At 33.3% G+C, this 16,178-nt stretch carries 17 protein-coding genes; 11 read left to right on the forward strand and 6 right to left on the reverse strand.

Annotated elements, in window-relative coordinates; translation table 11 throughout:
- The first annotated feature begins 115 nt into the window (after window positions 1-115).
- On the forward strand, window positions 116-1,810 hold the full coding sequence (locus ACZ098_RS00590; RefSeq protein WP_487309787.1) for a sodium:solute symporter family protein: 1,695 nt from the start codon (window positions 116-118) through the stop codon (window positions 1,808-1,810).
- A gap of 74 nt (window positions 1,811-1,884) precedes the next feature.
- Here the strand turns inward: ACZ098_RS00590 and ACZ098_RS00595 are convergent, their stop codons facing one another.
- Entirely contained in the window at window positions 1,885-2,739 is an 855-nt protein-coding gene (locus ACZ098_RS00595) for a DUF2911 domain-containing protein (protein ID WP_487309788.1), read from the reverse strand.
- Window positions 2,740-2,874: 135 nt separating this feature from the next.
- On the opposite strand from ACZ098_RS00595, the gene ACZ098_RS00600 reads away from it, so the two are divergent.
- From ACZ098_RS00600 to ACZ098_RS00620, 5 genes are all read left to right on the forward strand, one after another.
- Window positions 2,875-3,351 carry an SRPBCC family protein gene (locus tag ACZ098_RS00600; RefSeq protein ID WP_487309789.1) on the forward strand — a complete coding sequence of 159 codons (477 nt, stop codon included), beginning with the start codon at window positions 2,875-2,877 and terminating at the stop codon, window positions 3,349-3,351.
- A gap of 18 nt (window positions 3,352-3,369) precedes the next feature.
- Complete coding sequence (locus ACZ098_RS00605) at window positions 3,370-4,068, forward strand: SDR family NAD(P)-dependent oxidoreductase (protein ID WP_487309790.1); 699 nt, start codon at window positions 3,370-3,372, stop codon at window positions 4,066-4,068.
- A 245-nt stretch (window positions 4,069-4,313) separates the two neighbouring features.
- Window positions 4,314-5,600 carry a cryptochrome/photolyase family protein gene (locus ACZ098_RS00610; RefSeq protein WP_487309791.1) on the forward strand — a complete coding sequence of 429 codons (1,287 nt, stop codon included), beginning with the start codon at window positions 4,314-4,316 and terminating at the stop codon, window positions 5,598-5,600.
- A 197-nt stretch (window positions 5,601-5,797) separates the two neighbouring features.
- Entirely contained in the window at window positions 5,798-7,258 is a 1,461-nt protein-coding gene (locus ACZ098_RS00615) for an FAD-binding domain-containing protein (RefSeq protein WP_487309792.1), read from the forward strand.
- A gap of 66 nt (window positions 7,259-7,324) precedes the next feature.
- Complete coding sequence (locus ACZ098_RS00620; RefSeq protein WP_487309793.1) at window positions 7,325-7,558, forward strand: hypothetical protein; 234 nt, start codon at window positions 7,325-7,327, stop codon at window positions 7,556-7,558.
- Window positions 7,559-7,604: 46 nt separating this feature from the next.
- Here the strand turns inward: ACZ098_RS00620 and ACZ098_RS00625 are convergent, their stop codons facing one another.
- From ACZ098_RS00625 to ACZ098_RS00645, 5 genes are all read right to left on the reverse strand, one after another.
- Window positions 7,605-8,264: an HAD family hydrolase gene (locus tag ACZ098_RS00625; RefSeq protein ID WP_487309794.1), complete on the reverse strand. Its 660-nt coding sequence runs from the start codon at window positions 8,262-8,264 to the stop codon at window positions 7,605-7,607.
- Window positions 8,261-8,929 carry an HAD family hydrolase gene (locus ACZ098_RS00630; RefSeq protein ID WP_487309795.1) on the reverse strand — a complete coding sequence of 223 codons (669 nt, stop codon included), beginning with the start codon at window positions 8,927-8,929 and terminating at the stop codon, window positions 8,261-8,263. The genes ACZ098_RS00625 and ACZ098_RS00630 overlap by 4 nt, the downstream gene beginning before the upstream one ends.
- A gap of 131 nt (window positions 8,930-9,060) precedes the next feature.
- Entirely contained in the window at window positions 9,061-9,777 is a 717-nt protein-coding gene (locus ACZ098_RS00635) for a tRNA threonylcarbamoyladenosine dehydratase (RefSeq protein WP_487309796.1), read from the reverse strand.
- 21 nt (window positions 9,778-9,798) lie between these two features.
- Window positions 9,799-10,452, reverse strand: coding sequence for a TatD family hydrolase (locus ACZ098_RS00640; RefSeq protein ID WP_487309797.1), 654 nt, complete (start codon window positions 10,450-10,452; stop codon window positions 9,799-9,801).
- A complete protein-coding gene (locus ACZ098_RS00645) occupies window positions 10,452-11,054 on the reverse strand; it encodes a DUF1684 domain-containing protein (RefSeq protein WP_487309798.1) in 603 nt (200 codons plus the stop codon). The genes ACZ098_RS00640 and ACZ098_RS00645 overlap by 1 nt, the downstream gene beginning before the upstream one ends.
- Window positions 11,055-11,317: 263 nt before the next feature.
- Between ACZ098_RS00645 and ACZ098_RS00650 the strand changes: the two genes are divergently transcribed.
- From ACZ098_RS00650 to ACZ098_RS00670, 5 genes are all read left to right on the forward strand, one after another.
- On the forward strand, window positions 11,318-12,538 hold the full coding sequence (locus ACZ098_RS00650; protein ID WP_487310520.1) for an MFS transporter: 1,221 nt from the start codon (window positions 11,318-11,320) through the stop codon (window positions 12,536-12,538).
- A 339-nt stretch (window positions 12,539-12,877) separates the two neighbouring features.
- Complete coding sequence (locus ACZ098_RS00655; protein WP_487309799.1) at window positions 12,878-13,237, forward strand: BlaI/MecI/CopY family transcriptional regulator; 360 nt, start codon at window positions 12,878-12,880, stop codon at window positions 13,235-13,237.
- A complete protein-coding gene (locus ACZ098_RS00660) occupies window positions 13,221-13,391 on the forward strand; it encodes a hypothetical protein (protein ID WP_487309800.1) in 171 nt (56 codons plus the stop codon). Before ACZ098_RS00655 ends, ACZ098_RS00660 begins: the two co-directional genes overlap by 17 nt.
- Before the next feature lie 36 nt (window positions 13,392-13,427).
- Complete coding sequence (locus ACZ098_RS00665) at window positions 13,428-15,074, forward strand: M56 family metallopeptidase (RefSeq protein WP_487309801.1); 1,647 nt, start codon at window positions 13,428-13,430, stop codon at window positions 15,072-15,074.
- Between the two features lie 187 nt (window positions 15,075-15,261).
- Window positions 15,262-16,176: a hypothetical protein gene (locus tag ACZ098_RS00670; protein WP_487309802.1), complete on the forward strand. Its 915-nt coding sequence runs from the start codon at window positions 15,262-15,264 to the stop codon at window positions 16,174-16,176.
- Window positions 16,177-16,178 lie beyond the last annotated feature (2 nt).

Raw genomic sequence — 16,178 nt, forward strand, 5'->3', positions numbered from 1 at the left:
AAAAATATGAGTATTGACAAACCAAAAAAAATGAAAAATAGTTATACTTGGCTTCTGGTTATGAACGTCATTTACATCATTATATTTTTTATTCTAATGCAAATTTTCTCCTAATATGCAACAAATAGACTGGATAGTTTTATCGGTAACACTTTTATTTATAGTTTTTTACGGTGTTTACAAGACCAAAGGAAGTAAAAATGTTGAAGACTACATTTTGGGTAATAAACAGACCAATTGGTGGACGGTTGGACTTTCGGTTATGGCGACCCAAGCGAGTGCAATTACATTTTTATCCACACCAGGTCAAGCCTATCATGACGGAATGGGATTTGTGCAATTTTATTTTGGATTACCAATTGCCATGGTGGTTATTTGCGTGACTTTTATTCCTATTTACCACCGACTTAAAGTTTTTACAGCATACGAATATTTAGAACAACGTTTCGATTTAAAAACCAGAACCTTAGCTTCGATCCTATTCATGATTCAACGTGGATTGGGTACTGGATTGACCATTTATGCGCCTTCTATCATTCTTTCTACATTATTAGGTTGGAATCTAACAATGCTGAACATCATCATCGGAATTCTGGTGATTATTTACACCTATTCAGGTGGTACAAAAGCAGTTAACGTTACTCAAAAGCAACAAATGTTTGTGATAATGAGTGGCATGATCATTACTTTTTTCTTGATTTTACATTTGCTTCCCAACGAAATGACGGTTTCTAACGCACTACATATTGCTGGTGCTAATGAAAAAATGAACATTGTAGACTTCTCCTATAATCCTGAAACACGATACACTTTTTGGAGTGGTATTGCCGGTGGATTTTTCTTGAGTTTGGCTTATTTTGGAACCGATCAATCACAGGTTGGTCGCTATTTATCTGGAAAATCGGATAGAGAAAGCCAAATGGGATTAATCATGAACGGATTTCTAAAAGTACCCATGCAATTTTTTATTCTGTTAATTGGAGTAATGGTTTTTGTTTTTTTTCAGTTCAACGATGTGCCATTAAATTTTAACCCTGTCAATAAAGAAGCGATAGAAAAATCGGTTTATGCCGAAAAATATCATGGATTAGAAAAGCAGTTGAAGGATTTAACCGAAGAAAAAAAGGAATTCAACTTGTTGTATATGGATCATTTGAATCAAAATTATGATAATCCAATTTTAAGAAGTCGATTGGTTGCCATTTCTGGAAAAGAAAAAGATTTGCGCGATCAAGCCAAAGAGTTAATTACCAAAGCCGATCCAAAAGCCGAAACCAATGATAAGGATTATGTCTTTTTATATTTTATATTGAATTATTTGCCAAAAGGCTTAATCGGATTATTGTTGGCGGTAATACTTTCAGCGGCAATGTCGTCATCGGCTTCCGGACTTACGGCATTGGCTTCTACAACTGCAATAGATATCTACAAACGCAATTTGAAAACTCCAAAATCGGACAAACATTTTGTAAATGCAACTAAATATTTCACATTACTTTGGGGAATCATTGCAATATTATTTGCTTGTGTAGGTACTTTATTTGAAAACCTAATTCAATTGGTAAATATTGTCGGTTCGATATTTTACGGAACAGTTTTGGGAATATTCTTGGTTGGATTTTATTTGAAATACATTAAGGCAGCATCGATTTTTTACAGTGCCGTAGTAAGTCAATTATTAATTTTTTACATCTACTACCTTGATGTTGTCAGTTTCCTATGGCTTAATTTTATTGGTGCTTTACTCACAGTTACCTTGTCATTCTTGGCACAATTTATTTTAAACCAACGTAAAAGAATTGAAGTATAAACAAACCTGCTTAAAATAAAAAAGCCACAAATTCTTTGAGAAAATGTGGCTTTATTATTTAAAGTAAACTGAATTTATTTCTTAGACCATTCAGCAATACTATCATTGTTCATTTTAACATAATCATCATTTTTAGCTTTTGTAGCTGCAGCTAATGATAATTTTGCTGTTTCAATAGCACCTTTTTTATCGTTCAATTTTGCTTGTATCAAAGATTTTTGACGTAAGTACCAAAATGGAACATCCTCACCAGTTTTAGTCATTCCAACAGCTTTGTTTACATACTCCAACGCTTTATTCATATCACCATTTGATTGATAAAAATATTGAGCAGAAGAAAAATAATCACCTGCAGTTGGTCCAGCCAACGCTTTAGTAATACTTGCAATTGCAGTTTTTTGAGTAGGAACTTCAAATTTTAATGCCACAACTGTTTTCTCCCATGCAATTTCTAAATCGGCAGAATCATTAGTTACGTTATTAATTGCGATTGTAAATGTCTCAACATTTCTGTTTGTTAATACAGGCTTTGCATTTGCTCTTAATGCTACATTGCTTTCTAACCATTCTTCTGGATTACCCCAATTATCGGTAGTTTTATAAAAAATAATTTCCCAATTATCCGCTTTTGGCAACGTATATAACGAGTATTTTCCTTTAGGTAAAGTCTTACCGTCAACAGTAATGTCATCACTAAATGAGATAATGGTATTAGCATTAGCACCTGTTCTCCAAACTTTCCCGAAAGGTACTAAATCTCCAAAAATAATTCTTCCTTTTGCACTTGGACGAGAATATTCTAAATCAACTGTTGTAAGACCAACTATCTGTTCTACAGTTGATTTTGGACTAGATTGTGGAGTTTTAACTTGTGCTTCAATAGCAAAATTGGCAATCATAAAAGCCAATAAAACGATAACTTTTCTCATAATTTTTATTTTAGTTCGGTCAAAATTACAAATAGTATTCTTTTCAAATGTTAATATAAACTTAAATCAAATCATTTTTTGTTTAACTTATAATAGAATTACTTAAACATTTTGTACTTTTACAAAAAATAAAGCATGAAAATTTACAACTACCGTGGAGTTCAAAAATTACCAATATCAATTGATGAAGCTTGGGCATTTTTCTCAAATCCCAAAAACCTTAAAATAATTACTCCAGACTACATGGGATTTATTACCAAATCGGGTGATGACAAACCATTGTATGCCGGACAACTCATTCAATATATTGTAACACCTTTACTAGGAATTCCGCTAAAATGGGTTACTGAAATTACCAACGTGCAAGAGAAAAAATATTTTGTAGATCAACAACTTTACGGACCATATGCATTATGGCATCACAAACACTTTTTTAAAGAAATTCCAGGTGGCGTCGAGATAGAAGATGTAGTAGATTACGAAGTTCCAATGGGATTTTTAGGACAATTAGTACATCCCTTTTTAGTAAAACCTAAGCTTAATGAAATATTTGATTACCGAACTAAAAAATTAATCGAATTATTCGGTGAATATAAAAATCCAAATAACTAAAATTCCAAAATAATAAAAATGAAAAACATACTACTAATTGGCGGTTCATACGGTATAGGACTTGCTATAGCTGAAGAATTACAAGCAGGAAACAACGTTTTTGTAGCGTCAAGAAGCAATGAAAATTTATCAGGTTTACATGTAACTCATATTCCATTTGATGCCTTAACAGAAACTTTAGACACTTCAAAATTACCAGAAGTTATTGATGGTTTAGTGTATTGTCCTGGAAGCATCAATTTACGTCCGTTCAAAGCTTTGAAAATAGAAGCGTTTGAACAAGATTTACAAATAAATTTCATCAGTTTAGTAAAAGTCATCCAGACAGTTTTACCAAACTTAACCGCTTCAGCACAATCAAGTATAGTAGTATTTAGCACCGTAGCTGTAAAAATGGGAATGCCCTTTCATAGTAGCGTTTCAGCTTCTAAAGGCGCTATTGAAGGCTTTGCTAAAGCATTAGCCGCAGAATATGCTCCTAAAATTCGAGTAAATGTAATTGCTCCATCGTTAACCGATACGCCATTGGCAAACAAATTCTTAAATACTGATGAGAAAAAAGAAAAATCGGCATTAAGAAATCCGTTGAAAAAAGTAGGAACGTCTAACGACGTAGCTCAAATGGCAAGTTTCTTGTTATCTGAAAAAAGCAATTGGATTTCAGGACAAATTTTTCATGTAGATGGAGGAATGTCATCACTATTGGTTAATGCATAAAATAGCAAAAATCAATTGCAATAGCAATGTCAATATCAATTTCAATGTCAAAAAGCAATTACAATGTCATATGACAATATGACGAATTGCACTTTTCAATTATAAAATTAAAGATTAAATTTGAATTTGATTTTTGATATTGATTTTTGAATTTGACTTTTGAAATTGATTTTTGAATTTGATTTTTGAAATTGATTTTTGATATTGATATTGACATTGAATTTGTTATAGAAAAAAGAAAAAAAATGAACATATTCTGGTTTAGAAGAGATTTAAGAATAGACGACAACGCCGGACTTTTTCACGCCCTAAATAGTGGTGAAGAAGTGCTTCCTATATTTATATTTGACGATTCGATTCTGTCGCAATTACCCAAAGACGACGCGCGCGTAACGTTCATTCACCATCAATTGGAGAAAATACAAAATCAACTTCAAGAAATTGGAAAATCATTGGCTATTTTCCACGGAAAACCGATTGATATCTATAAAAAACTCATTTCTGAAAATAGAATAAATACAGTTTACACCAATTCTGATTACGAACCGTATGCACGGAAGCGTGATTTAGAACTATTTCATTTATTTAAGGAAAACAACATCGAATTTAAAACGAGTAAAGATCAAGTAATTTTCGAAAAAGCGGAAGTTGTAAAAGAGGATGGAACGCCTTACGTAGTTTACACTCCGTACTCTAATAAATGGAAAGAAAATTTCAAGAAAATTCAATTAGCACATTACAAATCAGAAGATTACCTTTCTAACATTGCACTTCACTCCTATCCGTTTCTGAGTTTAGAGGCTATCGGATTTGAAACTTCTAAAATAAAGGTTACGCCTTTCGATGTTTCCAACAATTTAATAGATAATTACGAAGCAACTCGAAATTTTCCAGCTCAAAATAAAACGTCTTACCTTGGAATTTATCTAAGATTTGGTGCCGTTTCCATTAGAAAGATGATTGCAAAAGCCATTGCAAGTAAAAATGAAACCTTTTTTAAGGAACTAATCTGGCGCGAATTCTTCATGCAAATTCTATGGCATTTCCCACATACAACCAAGTCGAGTTTCCGACCGAAATATGACGCAATCGAGTGGGAAAACAATGAAGATTTATTCCAAAAATGGTGTGAAGGAAAAACAGGCTATCCCTTTGTTGACGCTGGAATGCGCGAACTAAATAAAACCGGACACATGCACAATCGTGTGCGCATGATTACGGCAAGTTTCTTGTGCAAACATTTACTAATTGACTGGCGTTGGGGCGAAACCTACTTTGCTCAAAAATTATTAGATTACGAGCAAGCAAGCAATGTTGGAAATTGGCAATGGGCTGCAGGAAGTGGCGTTGATGCTGCACCGTATTTCAGAATTTTTAATCCGACAGAGCAAGTAAAAAAATTCGATAAAGAACTAAAATACATCAAAAAATGGATTCCTGAATTGGAAACATTACACTATCCAAAACCAATTGTAGACCATAAAGAAGCAAGAGAAAAATGCTTGAAAGTTTATAAAGAAGCCGTTGGATAATTGGATTTCAGTATTCAATTAATAGTCTTCAACTTTAAGTATAATTTTTGGAATTGGGACTTAAAATAATTACAGAGTTAAAAACTTAGAATCTTAGGAACTTAGAATCTCAGGAACTTAGAATCTTAGCAACTTAGAATCTTAGCAACTTAGAATCTTAGCAACTCAGCAGCTATCAAAAAATTAGCTATAAAAAAATGAAAATAGTTTGGTTTAAAAGAGATTTACGATTACTTGATAATGAAGCACTTCACACTGCTTTGTCCTCGTCAGGTAAAGTCTTGCTGCTTTACATTTTCGAACCTTCGTTGATGAATGACTACCATTACAGTCAGCGCCATATTGATTTTATAAAACAATCACTAGAAGCATTACAAAAGGAAGTTTCCCAATTTCACACCCAAATACTTATTGTTGAAGGTGAAGCAGTTGATGTATTTGAAAAACTAAATAATTTACTACCCATAACAGCCGTTTTTTCGAGTCAAGAAACCGGAATTAAACTGACTTATGATCGTGATATTGCTGTTGCAGAACTTTTAAAACAACATGGCATTGTTTGGCACGAGTTCATAACAAATGGTATCATTCGTGGACTCAAAAACAGACAGTCTTGGAAAGAAGATTGGTACGATTATATGGATAAAGATCCTTTACCGTTAAATGCTAATGGTCGAAGTTTCATGAAATATAAAGATTTAGAAGATATTGAAAATCAGTTTTACATACCTTCGCTAAAAACTGATACTAATCTACCTTTTCAAAAAGGCGGAACACCAACGGCAATGCGCTATTTACAAAGTTTTTTAAAAGAACGTGTCGATAATTACAGCCGTCACATATCCAAACCCGAATTAGGAAGAAAAGGTTGCAGCCGTTTATCGCCTTATATTGCTTGGGGAAATTTATCCATACGACAAGTTTACACTGCCGCTTGGGAAACACGTAAAGACAGTAAATACAAACGTCAAATTGATAATTTTGCCGCTCGACTTCGCTGGCAAGCCCATTTTATTCAAAAGTTTGAAATGGAAAGTTCAATGGAATTTGTTGCGGTTAATAAAGGTTTTAGAAAACTAAACCAAATGATAAATGAGCGCTATCACAAAGCTTGGATTACAGGTAAAACTGGTGTTCCATTGGTCGATGCTTGCATGCGGTGTTTAAATACTACTGGGTATCTCAACTTTAGAATGCGCGCTTTGGTCGTGTCATTTTATACGCACCATTTGTTTCAGCCTTGGCAAAATTGCAGTCCGCATCTGGCACAACAGTTTCTTGATTTTGAACCCGGAATTCATTATCCGCAAATTCAAATGCAAGCTGGTGTTACAGGTGTCAATACTTTACGGGTTTACAATCCTGTAAAAAATTCCTACGAACATGATGCTGATGGAACTTTTATCAAAAAATGGGTTCCTGAATTGAGTAAAATTCCAGTTGAATTTATTCACGAACCTTGGAAACTTACTCCAATTGAGCAAATGTTGTACGACTTTGAAATTGGAGCTGATTACCCATTTCCGATAGTAAACTTAGAAGAAGCAAGAAAGTTCTCCAGTGATTTCTTTTGGTCACTTAGAAAAAGAGAAGATGTAAAAAAAGACGGAAAACGAATTGTAGAAAAGCACACCTTACCCGATAGAGAAGCAAGTTAATTTGGCGCAATACAATTTAACCACTTATTAGCTGTACATTTACAATCAATTCTAAATTAATTGATTATGAAATTTACTAAACTATTTGTAGTTCTTTTTGCTGTAACAGTTTTTATATCTTGTAAAAAAGAAGAAAAACCAGCAGAAACTATTGAAACTACCACTGTCGAAAAAGAAACTGTTATTATCAAAGATACTGTAAAGGCGAATCCAGAGGAAACTAAAGGTACATCTGTAAAAGTAAATAGCGATGGCGTAGACGTGGAAACCAAAAATGTAGAAGTTGAAATAAAAAAATAATTGCTATAAACTTTATTTACTAAAAGTCACCCACAAGTGGCTTTTTTTATGGCTTTATTTCAGATAAAACTTTAAAATTTACTTCTTTATAATCGTGAATAATTCTGTCGGCCAACGATTGATCTTGGGTGTCAACTCCTTCACTTTTGTAAGCAATACAATAAATTCCTGCCGCATTTGCAGCTTTTATTCCATTAGTACTGTCTTCAATAACTATACAATTTTTAACCGCAGTTTGCGCCAATTCAGCCGCTTTTAAGAAAATAGCTGGATGGGGTTTCGATTCAGGAAAATCGTTTCCACTTACTTTATATGAGAAATACCGATTCAAATCGAACCGTTCAAATACCTTATTGATAATTTGCATTTCAGAAGAAGATGCCACCACCAATTGCATTCCGTTTTGGTACAAATCAACAATTAAATCTTTCACTCCCGGCAACAATTGTAAATTTTCACTTGTATCGAATGCTTCAAGGAAGAGCGTGTTTTTTTGCAAGATCAACGCTTCAATTGCATGCGGAAGTCCAAATCGGTCTTTAATTTTTTGATAAATCATCTTGTTTGAATTACCTGTAAATGTCGAGTACAAGTCGTCAGTTACTTCGATATTCAACTCTTTAAACTGAACTAAGCTGACTTCGTGATGCAACGGTTCGCTATTTACCAACACGCCATCCATATCAAAAATTACCGTTTGTATCATGCTACTTCCGATTTTATATTCTGAATTCTTTTAAAAGACAATTCGTTAAAGTGGTTCACAATCAATTGTGCTTTCGATAAATCTTGCAATTTCGAATGCTCGCTGTTGTAACCAATGCAAAAAATTCCAGCTGCTACTGATGCTTCAATTCCGTTGGATGAATCTTCAATAACAATACAGTCCTCTTTCGGTGCAATTGATAAGGAAGCTGCATGTTCAAAAATTGCAGGATGTGGTTTTGACTTCGGAAAATCTTCACCACTTACAATATGTGTGAAATAGTGATGCAAATTGAAACGTTTAAAAACTCGATCAATAGTAACTTTCGATGCTGAAGAAGCTAAAATCAATTGCATGGCATTGTGGTGCAAATCTTTAATTACATCTTCAACACCTTCAAGCAAATACAAATCGGTTTTCGTATCAAAAGCATCATTAAATAGGTCTCTTTTTCTTTGAATTAAGTCTTCAACCTCATGAGGTAAATCAAAAAGGTCTTTCAATTTCTGAAAAACGTTTCGTGTTGAATTCCCTGTTAACGAAGTAAAAAGTGTCTCTGAAACCGAAATATTTAATTCTTCAAAATGCTTATAATAGGCATAACGATGCACCGGTTCGGTATCTACAATTACGCCATCCATATCGAAAATTACGGTTTGTATCATTTTTTTGGGGTTGTGAGTTTAGGAGTTTAGAAGTTTAGGAGTTATAGGAGTTTATAGGTTGTAAGTTCTAAGACAATCTCTTTTAAACTTTTCACCTTTTAACCACCTAAACTATTTTTAAATTTTAACTTCTAAACTTTTTTTATTAAATAACGAATCACAGTTTCGGCCATATACAATCCAAAAAGCCCTGGCATATAACTGTTGGTTCCATAAAACGATTTTTTATAATTGCTTCCATCGGTCATTTTCAAACTGCTTTCATCTTGAATTTCTGAAGAAAAAACAACTTTGAGTTTGTCAATTTTATGTTCTTTCAAACGTCTTCTGATGGTTTTGGCAAACATACAATTTACGGTGTTAGTAATGTCGGCAACTTTTACTTTTGCTGCTTCCATTTTTCCGCCTGCGCCCATACTTGAAATGATTTTAACACGTTTGCGTTTGGCCGCAATGATCAAATTTAATTTTGGTGTTACGCTGTCGATGCAATCCAAAACGTAATCATATTTTTCGTCCACAATTTCAAAAGCGCGTTCTGGAGATAAAAATTCTTGGACTTTCGTCAAATGTAACTCCGGATTGATATCCATCAATCGGTCGCCAACCACATCAATTTTAGTTAAACCAACCGTAGAGTGTAAAGCTGGTAATTGTCTGTTAATATTGGTAATATCCACAACATCACCGTCAACAATAGTTAAATTTCCAACACCTGCTCGAGTTAAAAATTCGGCTGCAAACGATCCTACTCCGCCAACACCAACTACTAAAACATTTGCATTTCTTAAATTGGTTAATCCTTCTTCTTTAAATAATAATGCTGCTCTTTCTTGCCACTTTGCCATTTGAATAGTATATTTTTGATATTAGATATTAGATTTGAAAACGGTGTTGAAATTGGAATTTACAATTTCAATCACGTTTTCTATTGTAATGTTTTTATATTTTGCTGCAAGCTGATAGACTTCTTCAAGACTTTCGTCGATGGTATCGGTTTCTAGGAAAAATTTATTGTTTGGAACCGATTTGAAAACGGCTTCTAGCTCGGGATTTTGAATTAAATATTTTCCAAACGAAAGATAAAAACCATTTTTAACTAATTCATTTGCCACTTGTTCGTTTTTTGAAAAACCGTGAATGATTATTGGAACTGAAATTTTCAACCGCTTTTTTATTGCTATCAATTCCTGAAAAGCAGCTACCAAATGCAAAACTAATGGCTTTTGGTATTGTTCTGCTAAGGCAATTTGCTTTTCGAAAACTTCAATTTGCAAACGCATTGGAACTTCAATTCGTTTGTCTAAACCACATTCTCCCAGAGCTAAACATTCATTCAGTTGCAGTTTTCCTTCAATAATTTTTAAATCTGACTGCAAGCGAGATTCGTCAATAAACCAAGGATGAATTCCAATGGAATATTGTGGAATAGTTGCATCAAACTCCCATGGATATTGATTTACCAACTCCAAAACATCAGAATTATTGGTGAATTTATGAGTATGTAAATTAAAGAATTTCATTAATCGTGAAACTTTTTTACACCTGCCAACACCGAAACATTCAAATCGTTTTCTAGCGGAACGATCGGACAAGAATACTTGTGATTGTAAGCGCAATAGGGATTGTATGCTTTGTTGAAATCGATTTTCCAAATGCTTCCTTTTTGAACTCTTAAATCAATATAGCGACCACCAATGTAGGTTTCTTTTCCCGAAGATAAATCAGAAAACGGAAGAAACAAATAGTCTTCGTAACCGGGCTTTTTGCTTAAGTCAATGTTTTTATAAACATTCAATTTGCAAGATACACCATCTAAAACAAACTGTAATTCGCCATATTTTACATATTCTGGAAGTCGATCGGTAGAGGTTTTCATTTTGAAAACTTTCTCTTTTTTGGTTCGTACAAATTGAGCCTTGACAATATAGTTTTCGTTGATGGGAAAAAAGTCTAAACTCTTAAATGCTTTAAAATCTTCTTCGGTTAACGGACTTTTAGCTTTGTCAGCATAATCATAATTGAGGTTGTCTTGAAATTCTTTTGAGCTTTCTTCAACCTGCGCTTTTTGACCTTGACCAAGTGAAAAACTCAAAACTAACAAAAAAGTAACTATTCGTTTCATGATTTATTTTTTGCAAAAATAATTGATTACAAACAGATTTCACAGATTTTCACCAACTTTAAATTAGCTAAAACTTACTAGACAGTAGGAACTAAATCAATTCAAAATATGTTTTTTCAATTTAAGTGCTGTACTCTTTGCTTACGATGGCTTCTTTTTTAATCATTACATGTCATTTTAATCTTATAATTTTTAAAAAAGATATAATAAAAAGCTGGAAATAGCTCCTGAAAAAAGTTTAAATTTGCGGCTTTAAACCTGCTATTATTTTGAACGCTTTTCAGAAATACATCAACAACTTTAAAGGATTTTCGAGAGAAATTTGGATTCTGACACTGATTACTTTTATCAATCGTGCTGGAACTATGGTTTTGCCGTTCCTATCGAAATATTTGAAAGAAGATTTGCATTTCAGCTACAGCCAAGTGGGTTGGATTATGGTGAGTTTTGGTTTTGGCTCAATGTTGGGTTCGTGGCTCGGCGGCAAATTGTCGGACAAGATTGGATTTTACCGCATCATGATTTTTAGCTTGTTTGTAAGTGGACTACTGTTTTTTGTATTAGAATTTATCACCTCTTTTATTGGTCTTTGTATCGGAATGTTTGTGATAATGGTGGTTGCCGATATGTTTCGACCAGCTATGTTTGTTTCGCTTGGCGCGTATGCCAAACCCGAAAACCGCACGCGCGCATTAACTTTGGTGCGTTTGGCTGTAAATCTTGGATTCGCAGCTGGACCAGCTTTGGGCGGATTGATAATTATGAATTTAGGATACCGTGGCTTGTTTTGGGCTGATGGTGGTACGTGTATTTTAGCCATTATAGTTTTTGCTGCATTGGTAAAAGAGAAGAAAAAATCGAAATATACCGATAAAAAAGATCCAGATTCGGTGTTGACCGACTCGGTTTTTAAAGACAGACCTTTTTGGATTTTCTTAGGAAGCTGTGTAATAACTGGAGTGCTATTTTTTCAGTTATTCACCACAATGCCGTTGTATTATAAAGAGCAATTTGATTTATCAGAACTCGAAACTGGATTGCTTTTAACCTTAAACGGACTGATGATTTTTGCCTTAGAAATGCCGATTGTAGGCTATATTGAACGCAATAAACTGAACAAACTTAAGATTATAAACTTAGGTTGTTTGGCAATGGCAATCAGTATGTTTTTGATGTTAATCAACTTTTGGGTTGGCATCTTAATTATTATGATGCTGTTTATGACGTTTGGTGAAATGTTTGCTTTTCCCTTCTCGAACTCGTTTGCAATTGGTCGCGCTCCAAAAGGTCATGAAGGTCGATATATGGCTATTTTTACCATGAGCTTCAGCATGGCACATATTCTTAGTGCTAAAATTGGTATGTCGGTTATCGAGAAGTATGGCTACCAAGTCAACTGGCTTTTTATGGGTGTTTTAGGATTGTTTGGCGTTTTTCTTGGCTATTGGGCTTTACTTTTAGTTCGTCGAGAGAAAATAGTTTAATTTACTCGACACGAATTTCACGAATTCTCACTAATTTAGTGCTTGTTATAATTTCACAAACTTTCTCAACGAGTCTATTCCCTATTCAGAAGTTTCGGAAGAATTAAATCATTTCAGCTACTGATTTTACGAATTAAACAGATTCGTACTCCTTATTTTCAATCATTTTTACTTCACTTAATAAAAATTGCAAGACAATTAAAATAAATACTATCTTTACTTTACGTATTGATTATAAGCTATTTATTTGTTTTAAACTTAAAAAATAGTTAAATAACTATAAAAATAGTTGCGTAACTAAAAATATAGTTATATGTTTGCTTCATCAAATAAGATACTATGCAAAAGTTAACAAATAAAGAAGAAGAAATCATGCACATTTTATGGAAGCTTAAAAAAGCTTTTGTAAAAGAGGTCATGGCAGAAATTACCGAAGAGCAACCGCATTACAATACCTTATCTACAATTATTAGAAATTTAGAAGAGAAAGGATATGTTGGACATAATGCATTTGGAAACACCCATCAATATTTTCCAGTCATTGCACTAGAAGATTACAGAAAGACATTTATGAGTACGGCAATTGATAATTATTTCAACAGTTCTTATAAGAATATGGTGTCCTTTTTTGCCGAAGAAGATAAAATTTCCGCAGATGAATTGCGTGAGATTTTGGATATTATTGAGAAGAGAAAATAGAGAAAAGAGCAAAGAGAAAAGAGAAAAGAGAAAAGAGAAAAGAGAAAAGAGAAAAGAGAAAAGAGAAAAGAGAAAAGAGAAAAGAGAAAAGAGAAAAGAGAAAAGAGAAAAGAGAAGAGAGAAAAGAGAAGAGAAGCAAGAAATAAGAAACTAGAGAAAAGACTTTAGATAACAATAAATAAGAGTACAGATGCAAGAACTATTAATTTATCTTTTGAAATCGAGTGGATTGATTACAGCTTTCTACCTATCATATCATTTTCTATTACGAAAAGAAACATTCTTTACTACAAATCGCTGGTTTTTATTAACAGGATTAGTAGCTTCTGTAACTTTACCGCTATTTTTTATAAAGAAAATTGTTGTTATTGACACTCCGCGAACAATTCCAACTTCAATTCCAGAGATAATTCCAAATGCAATTGAAACTAGTGAAGTAATCGAAAAATCATTCGAAATGGATTGGTTTCAAATCGGAATTTATGTGTATGGTATTATTGCACTTTTACTATTATTTAAAATAGTTATCAATTTGATTTCCTTATTTAAAATTTTAGGCAATAGACCAGTTATCAATCAAGAACAATTTCAATATATTGATGTTAAAGAAAATCTTGCACCTTTTTCATTCTTTAATTATATTGTCTTAAACTCCAGTTTGTACACCGAAACCGAATTGCGAAGTATCTTGTTACACGAGAAAATACATAGTGCTCAAAAACACTCTTTAGACGTTTTAGTAACCAATTTATTCGCCGTAATTTTCTGGTTCAATCCGTTTATGTACTTATACAAAAAAGCAGTTGTTCAAAATTTAGAATACATTGCCGATAGCGAAGCTATTGTGCAAATAGACGATAAAAAGTCCTATCAAATGGCACTTTTAAAGGTAGTTTCTCATCAAAATTGCCTTCCAATTACTAATCATTTTTATCAATCATTAATCAAAAAACGAATCGTTATGTTAAACAAAAATCAATCCAACAAGAAAAACTCTTGGAAGTACGCAGTGATCATTCCTGCTTTAGTAGCCTTTGTAATTTTCTTTCAAGTGCAAGTCATCGCACAAGAAAAAGAAGTCATCAATCAAGAAAAAAATGAAACGTATGCCGAACTAGTTTCGTTCACCATCGACAAAAATTCATCAGATGCAGAAATGAAAAGCGATGCTGAAATTCTAAAAAATCAAAGCGGTATTGAAGTTAAGTTTTCAAAAATTAAAAGAAATGCGCAAGGTGAAATTATTGCTATCAAAATTGACTACAAAGACAAAAATGGTAATAAAGGAAACAGTTATACTAATGGTGACACACCTATTCATCCGATTACTATTTTTAAAACCAATAACGCTGTAGGAATTCGATCTGACGAACCTAGAAATAGTAGAAAAACTGCAATTACGGTTGAAGCAGAAGATGAAAATGGAGCAGAATCAGATGAAGATGAAGTAGCGGCAGTAGCAGTGGAAGAACTATCGGATTTTCCAGTTCCTCCTACACCACCAACACCACCTACAGCGCCAATTATTAATGTAAATGTGGCTGCTTTTCCAAACATGCCGCAACCACCAACAGCGCCAACAAGTTCGCCACTAACCAACAAAAAAGAATGGGATAAGTTCGAAAAGAAAATGGCCGAATTCGAAAAGAAAATGGAAGCCATTCAACCCGAAATTGATGCTTATGCCGAAAAAATGGCCAATGTTGACGAACAAATGAAACCATTTGAAAAAGAAATGGAAGTTTTTGAAAAAAAGATGGAAGTTTTTGAAAAACAAATGGAAGAATACGGCAAAAAAGTAGAAGCTTACCAAGAAAAGAAGCATAGAAAAAATTAAAAAATACTAGTTGAGTTAGCTATTTTTTTACCACAGTTTACAAATTATCAATCACGGGATAATTTGTAAATTGTGGTTTTTACTTTCAAAAAAGTTAAAGATTTGTAAATGTAGTTTACTGTAAAACAAAAAAATATAATTTTGAAATAGAAATACAAACTAATAATAACCCATAAATTTAAACACTATGTCTTTTAAAAATTGTATTGCTTTAGTGTTGGTGCTACTTTTCAGCAACGCTACCATTGCTCAAGACAAAAAAGAGTTCCTTTCTACCAAAAATAACGATGATTTGGTAATGACTTGGAACAAGAATACGCCAGAAAGTGAAATGAAAGACGACATTAAAGCTTTGGCAGAAAAAGGAATTACCATCAAATATTCCAATGTGAAGCGCAATTCAAAAAACGAAATCACTGGTCTTAAAGTAGAATACACAGATCGAAAAGGAAACAAAGGTAACTTGAGTTACGAAAATGAAACTCCGATTGGAACAATCAAATTCTTCAAACAAGGTGATACTGTTGGTTTTGGTGAGCCTAATTTTGGTAACGATGCTTTTGCTGGCAATTCGATGCTTCGTGGTTTTGGTGCTGAAGATCTAATCAAACAATTCAAATTTAACGGTTCTGGAGGCGACGCACAATCTTTTAGCTTCAATTTTCCTGACAAAATGGAATTTGGTGATACCGTAACTCGAATTCAAATTCAAAAAGACGGAAAAAAACCACTGGTAATTCAAAATGGTGAAGTTATAGAAGGTGGTGACGATTACACACCAGAAGAATTGGAGCAAATAAAAAAAGAACACAAAGTAGAAAGCTTTAATTTTGATGGATCAAATGCAAAAATTAAAGAGTTTGATTTCAGAAATCAAGAAGGTTTGGACAATTTCAAAAAGAAAATGGACGAGCTAAAAAGTGAAATGGAACAAAAATTTGCTACTCCAAAAAGCCAAAGTAACGAACAAGTAGAACTCAATAAAACTACAGAAGATTTGCTTAAAGCAAAAGACGAAATGAACAAAGCCAAAGCCGAGTTGGAAAAAGCCAGAAAAGAACTTGAAAAAACTAAAGCCACAATGAAAACTAAAAAGGCTTAACA

The organism is Flavobacterium sp. SP2, assembly GCF_057626655.1.

Coding starts and splice junctions, on each gene's coding strand:
- ACZ098_RS00590 (WP_487309787.1), top strand. CDS start 116: ATGCAACAAATAGACTGGATAGTTTTATCGGTAACACTTTTATTTATA.
- ACZ098_RS00595 (WP_487309788.1), bottom strand. CDS start 2,739: ATGAGAAAAGTTATCGTTTTATTGGCTTTTATGATTGCCAATTTTGCT.
- ACZ098_RS00600 (WP_487309789.1), top strand. CDS start 2,875: ATGAAAATTTACAACTACCGTGGAGTTCAAAAATTACCAATATCAATT.
- ACZ098_RS00605 (WP_487309790.1), top strand. CDS start 3,370: ATGAAAAACATACTACTAATTGGCGGTTCATACGGTATAGGACTTGCT.
- ACZ098_RS00610 (WP_487309791.1), top strand. CDS start 4,314: ATGAACATATTCTGGTTTAGAAGAGATTTAAGAATAGACGACAACGCC.
- ACZ098_RS00615 (WP_487309792.1), top strand. CDS start 5,798: ATGAAAATAGTTTGGTTTAAAAGAGATTTACGATTACTTGATAATGAA.
- ACZ098_RS00620 (WP_487309793.1), top strand. CDS start 7,325: ATGAAATTTACTAAACTATTTGTAGTTCTTTTTGCTGTAACAGTTTTT.
- ACZ098_RS00625 (WP_487309794.1), bottom strand. CDS start 8,264: ATGATACAAACGGTAATTTTTGATATGGATGGCGTGTTGGTAAATAGC.
- ACZ098_RS00630 (WP_487309795.1), bottom strand. CDS start 8,929: ATGATACAAACCGTAATTTTCGATATGGATGGCGTAATTGTAGATACC.
- ACZ098_RS00635 (WP_487309796.1), bottom strand. CDS start 9,777: ATGGCAAAGTGGCAAGAAAGAGCAGCATTATTATTTAAAGAAGAAGGA.
- ACZ098_RS00640 (WP_487309797.1), bottom strand. CDS start 10,452: ATGAAATTCTTTAATTTACATACTCATAAATTCACCAATAATTCTGAT.
- ACZ098_RS00645 (WP_487309798.1), bottom strand. CDS start 11,054: ATGAAACGAATAGTTACTTTTTTGTTAGTTTTGAGTTTTTCACTTGGT.
- ACZ098_RS00655 (WP_487309799.1), top strand. CDS start 12,878: ATGCAAAAGTTAACAAATAAAGAAGAAGAAATCATGCACATTTTATGG.
- ACZ098_RS00665 (WP_487309801.1), top strand. CDS start 13,428: ATGCAAGAACTATTAATTTATCTTTTGAAATCGAGTGGATTGATTACA.
- ACZ098_RS00670 (WP_487309802.1), top strand. CDS start 15,262: ATGTCTTTTAAAAATTGTATTGCTTTAGTGTTGGTGCTACTTTTCAGC.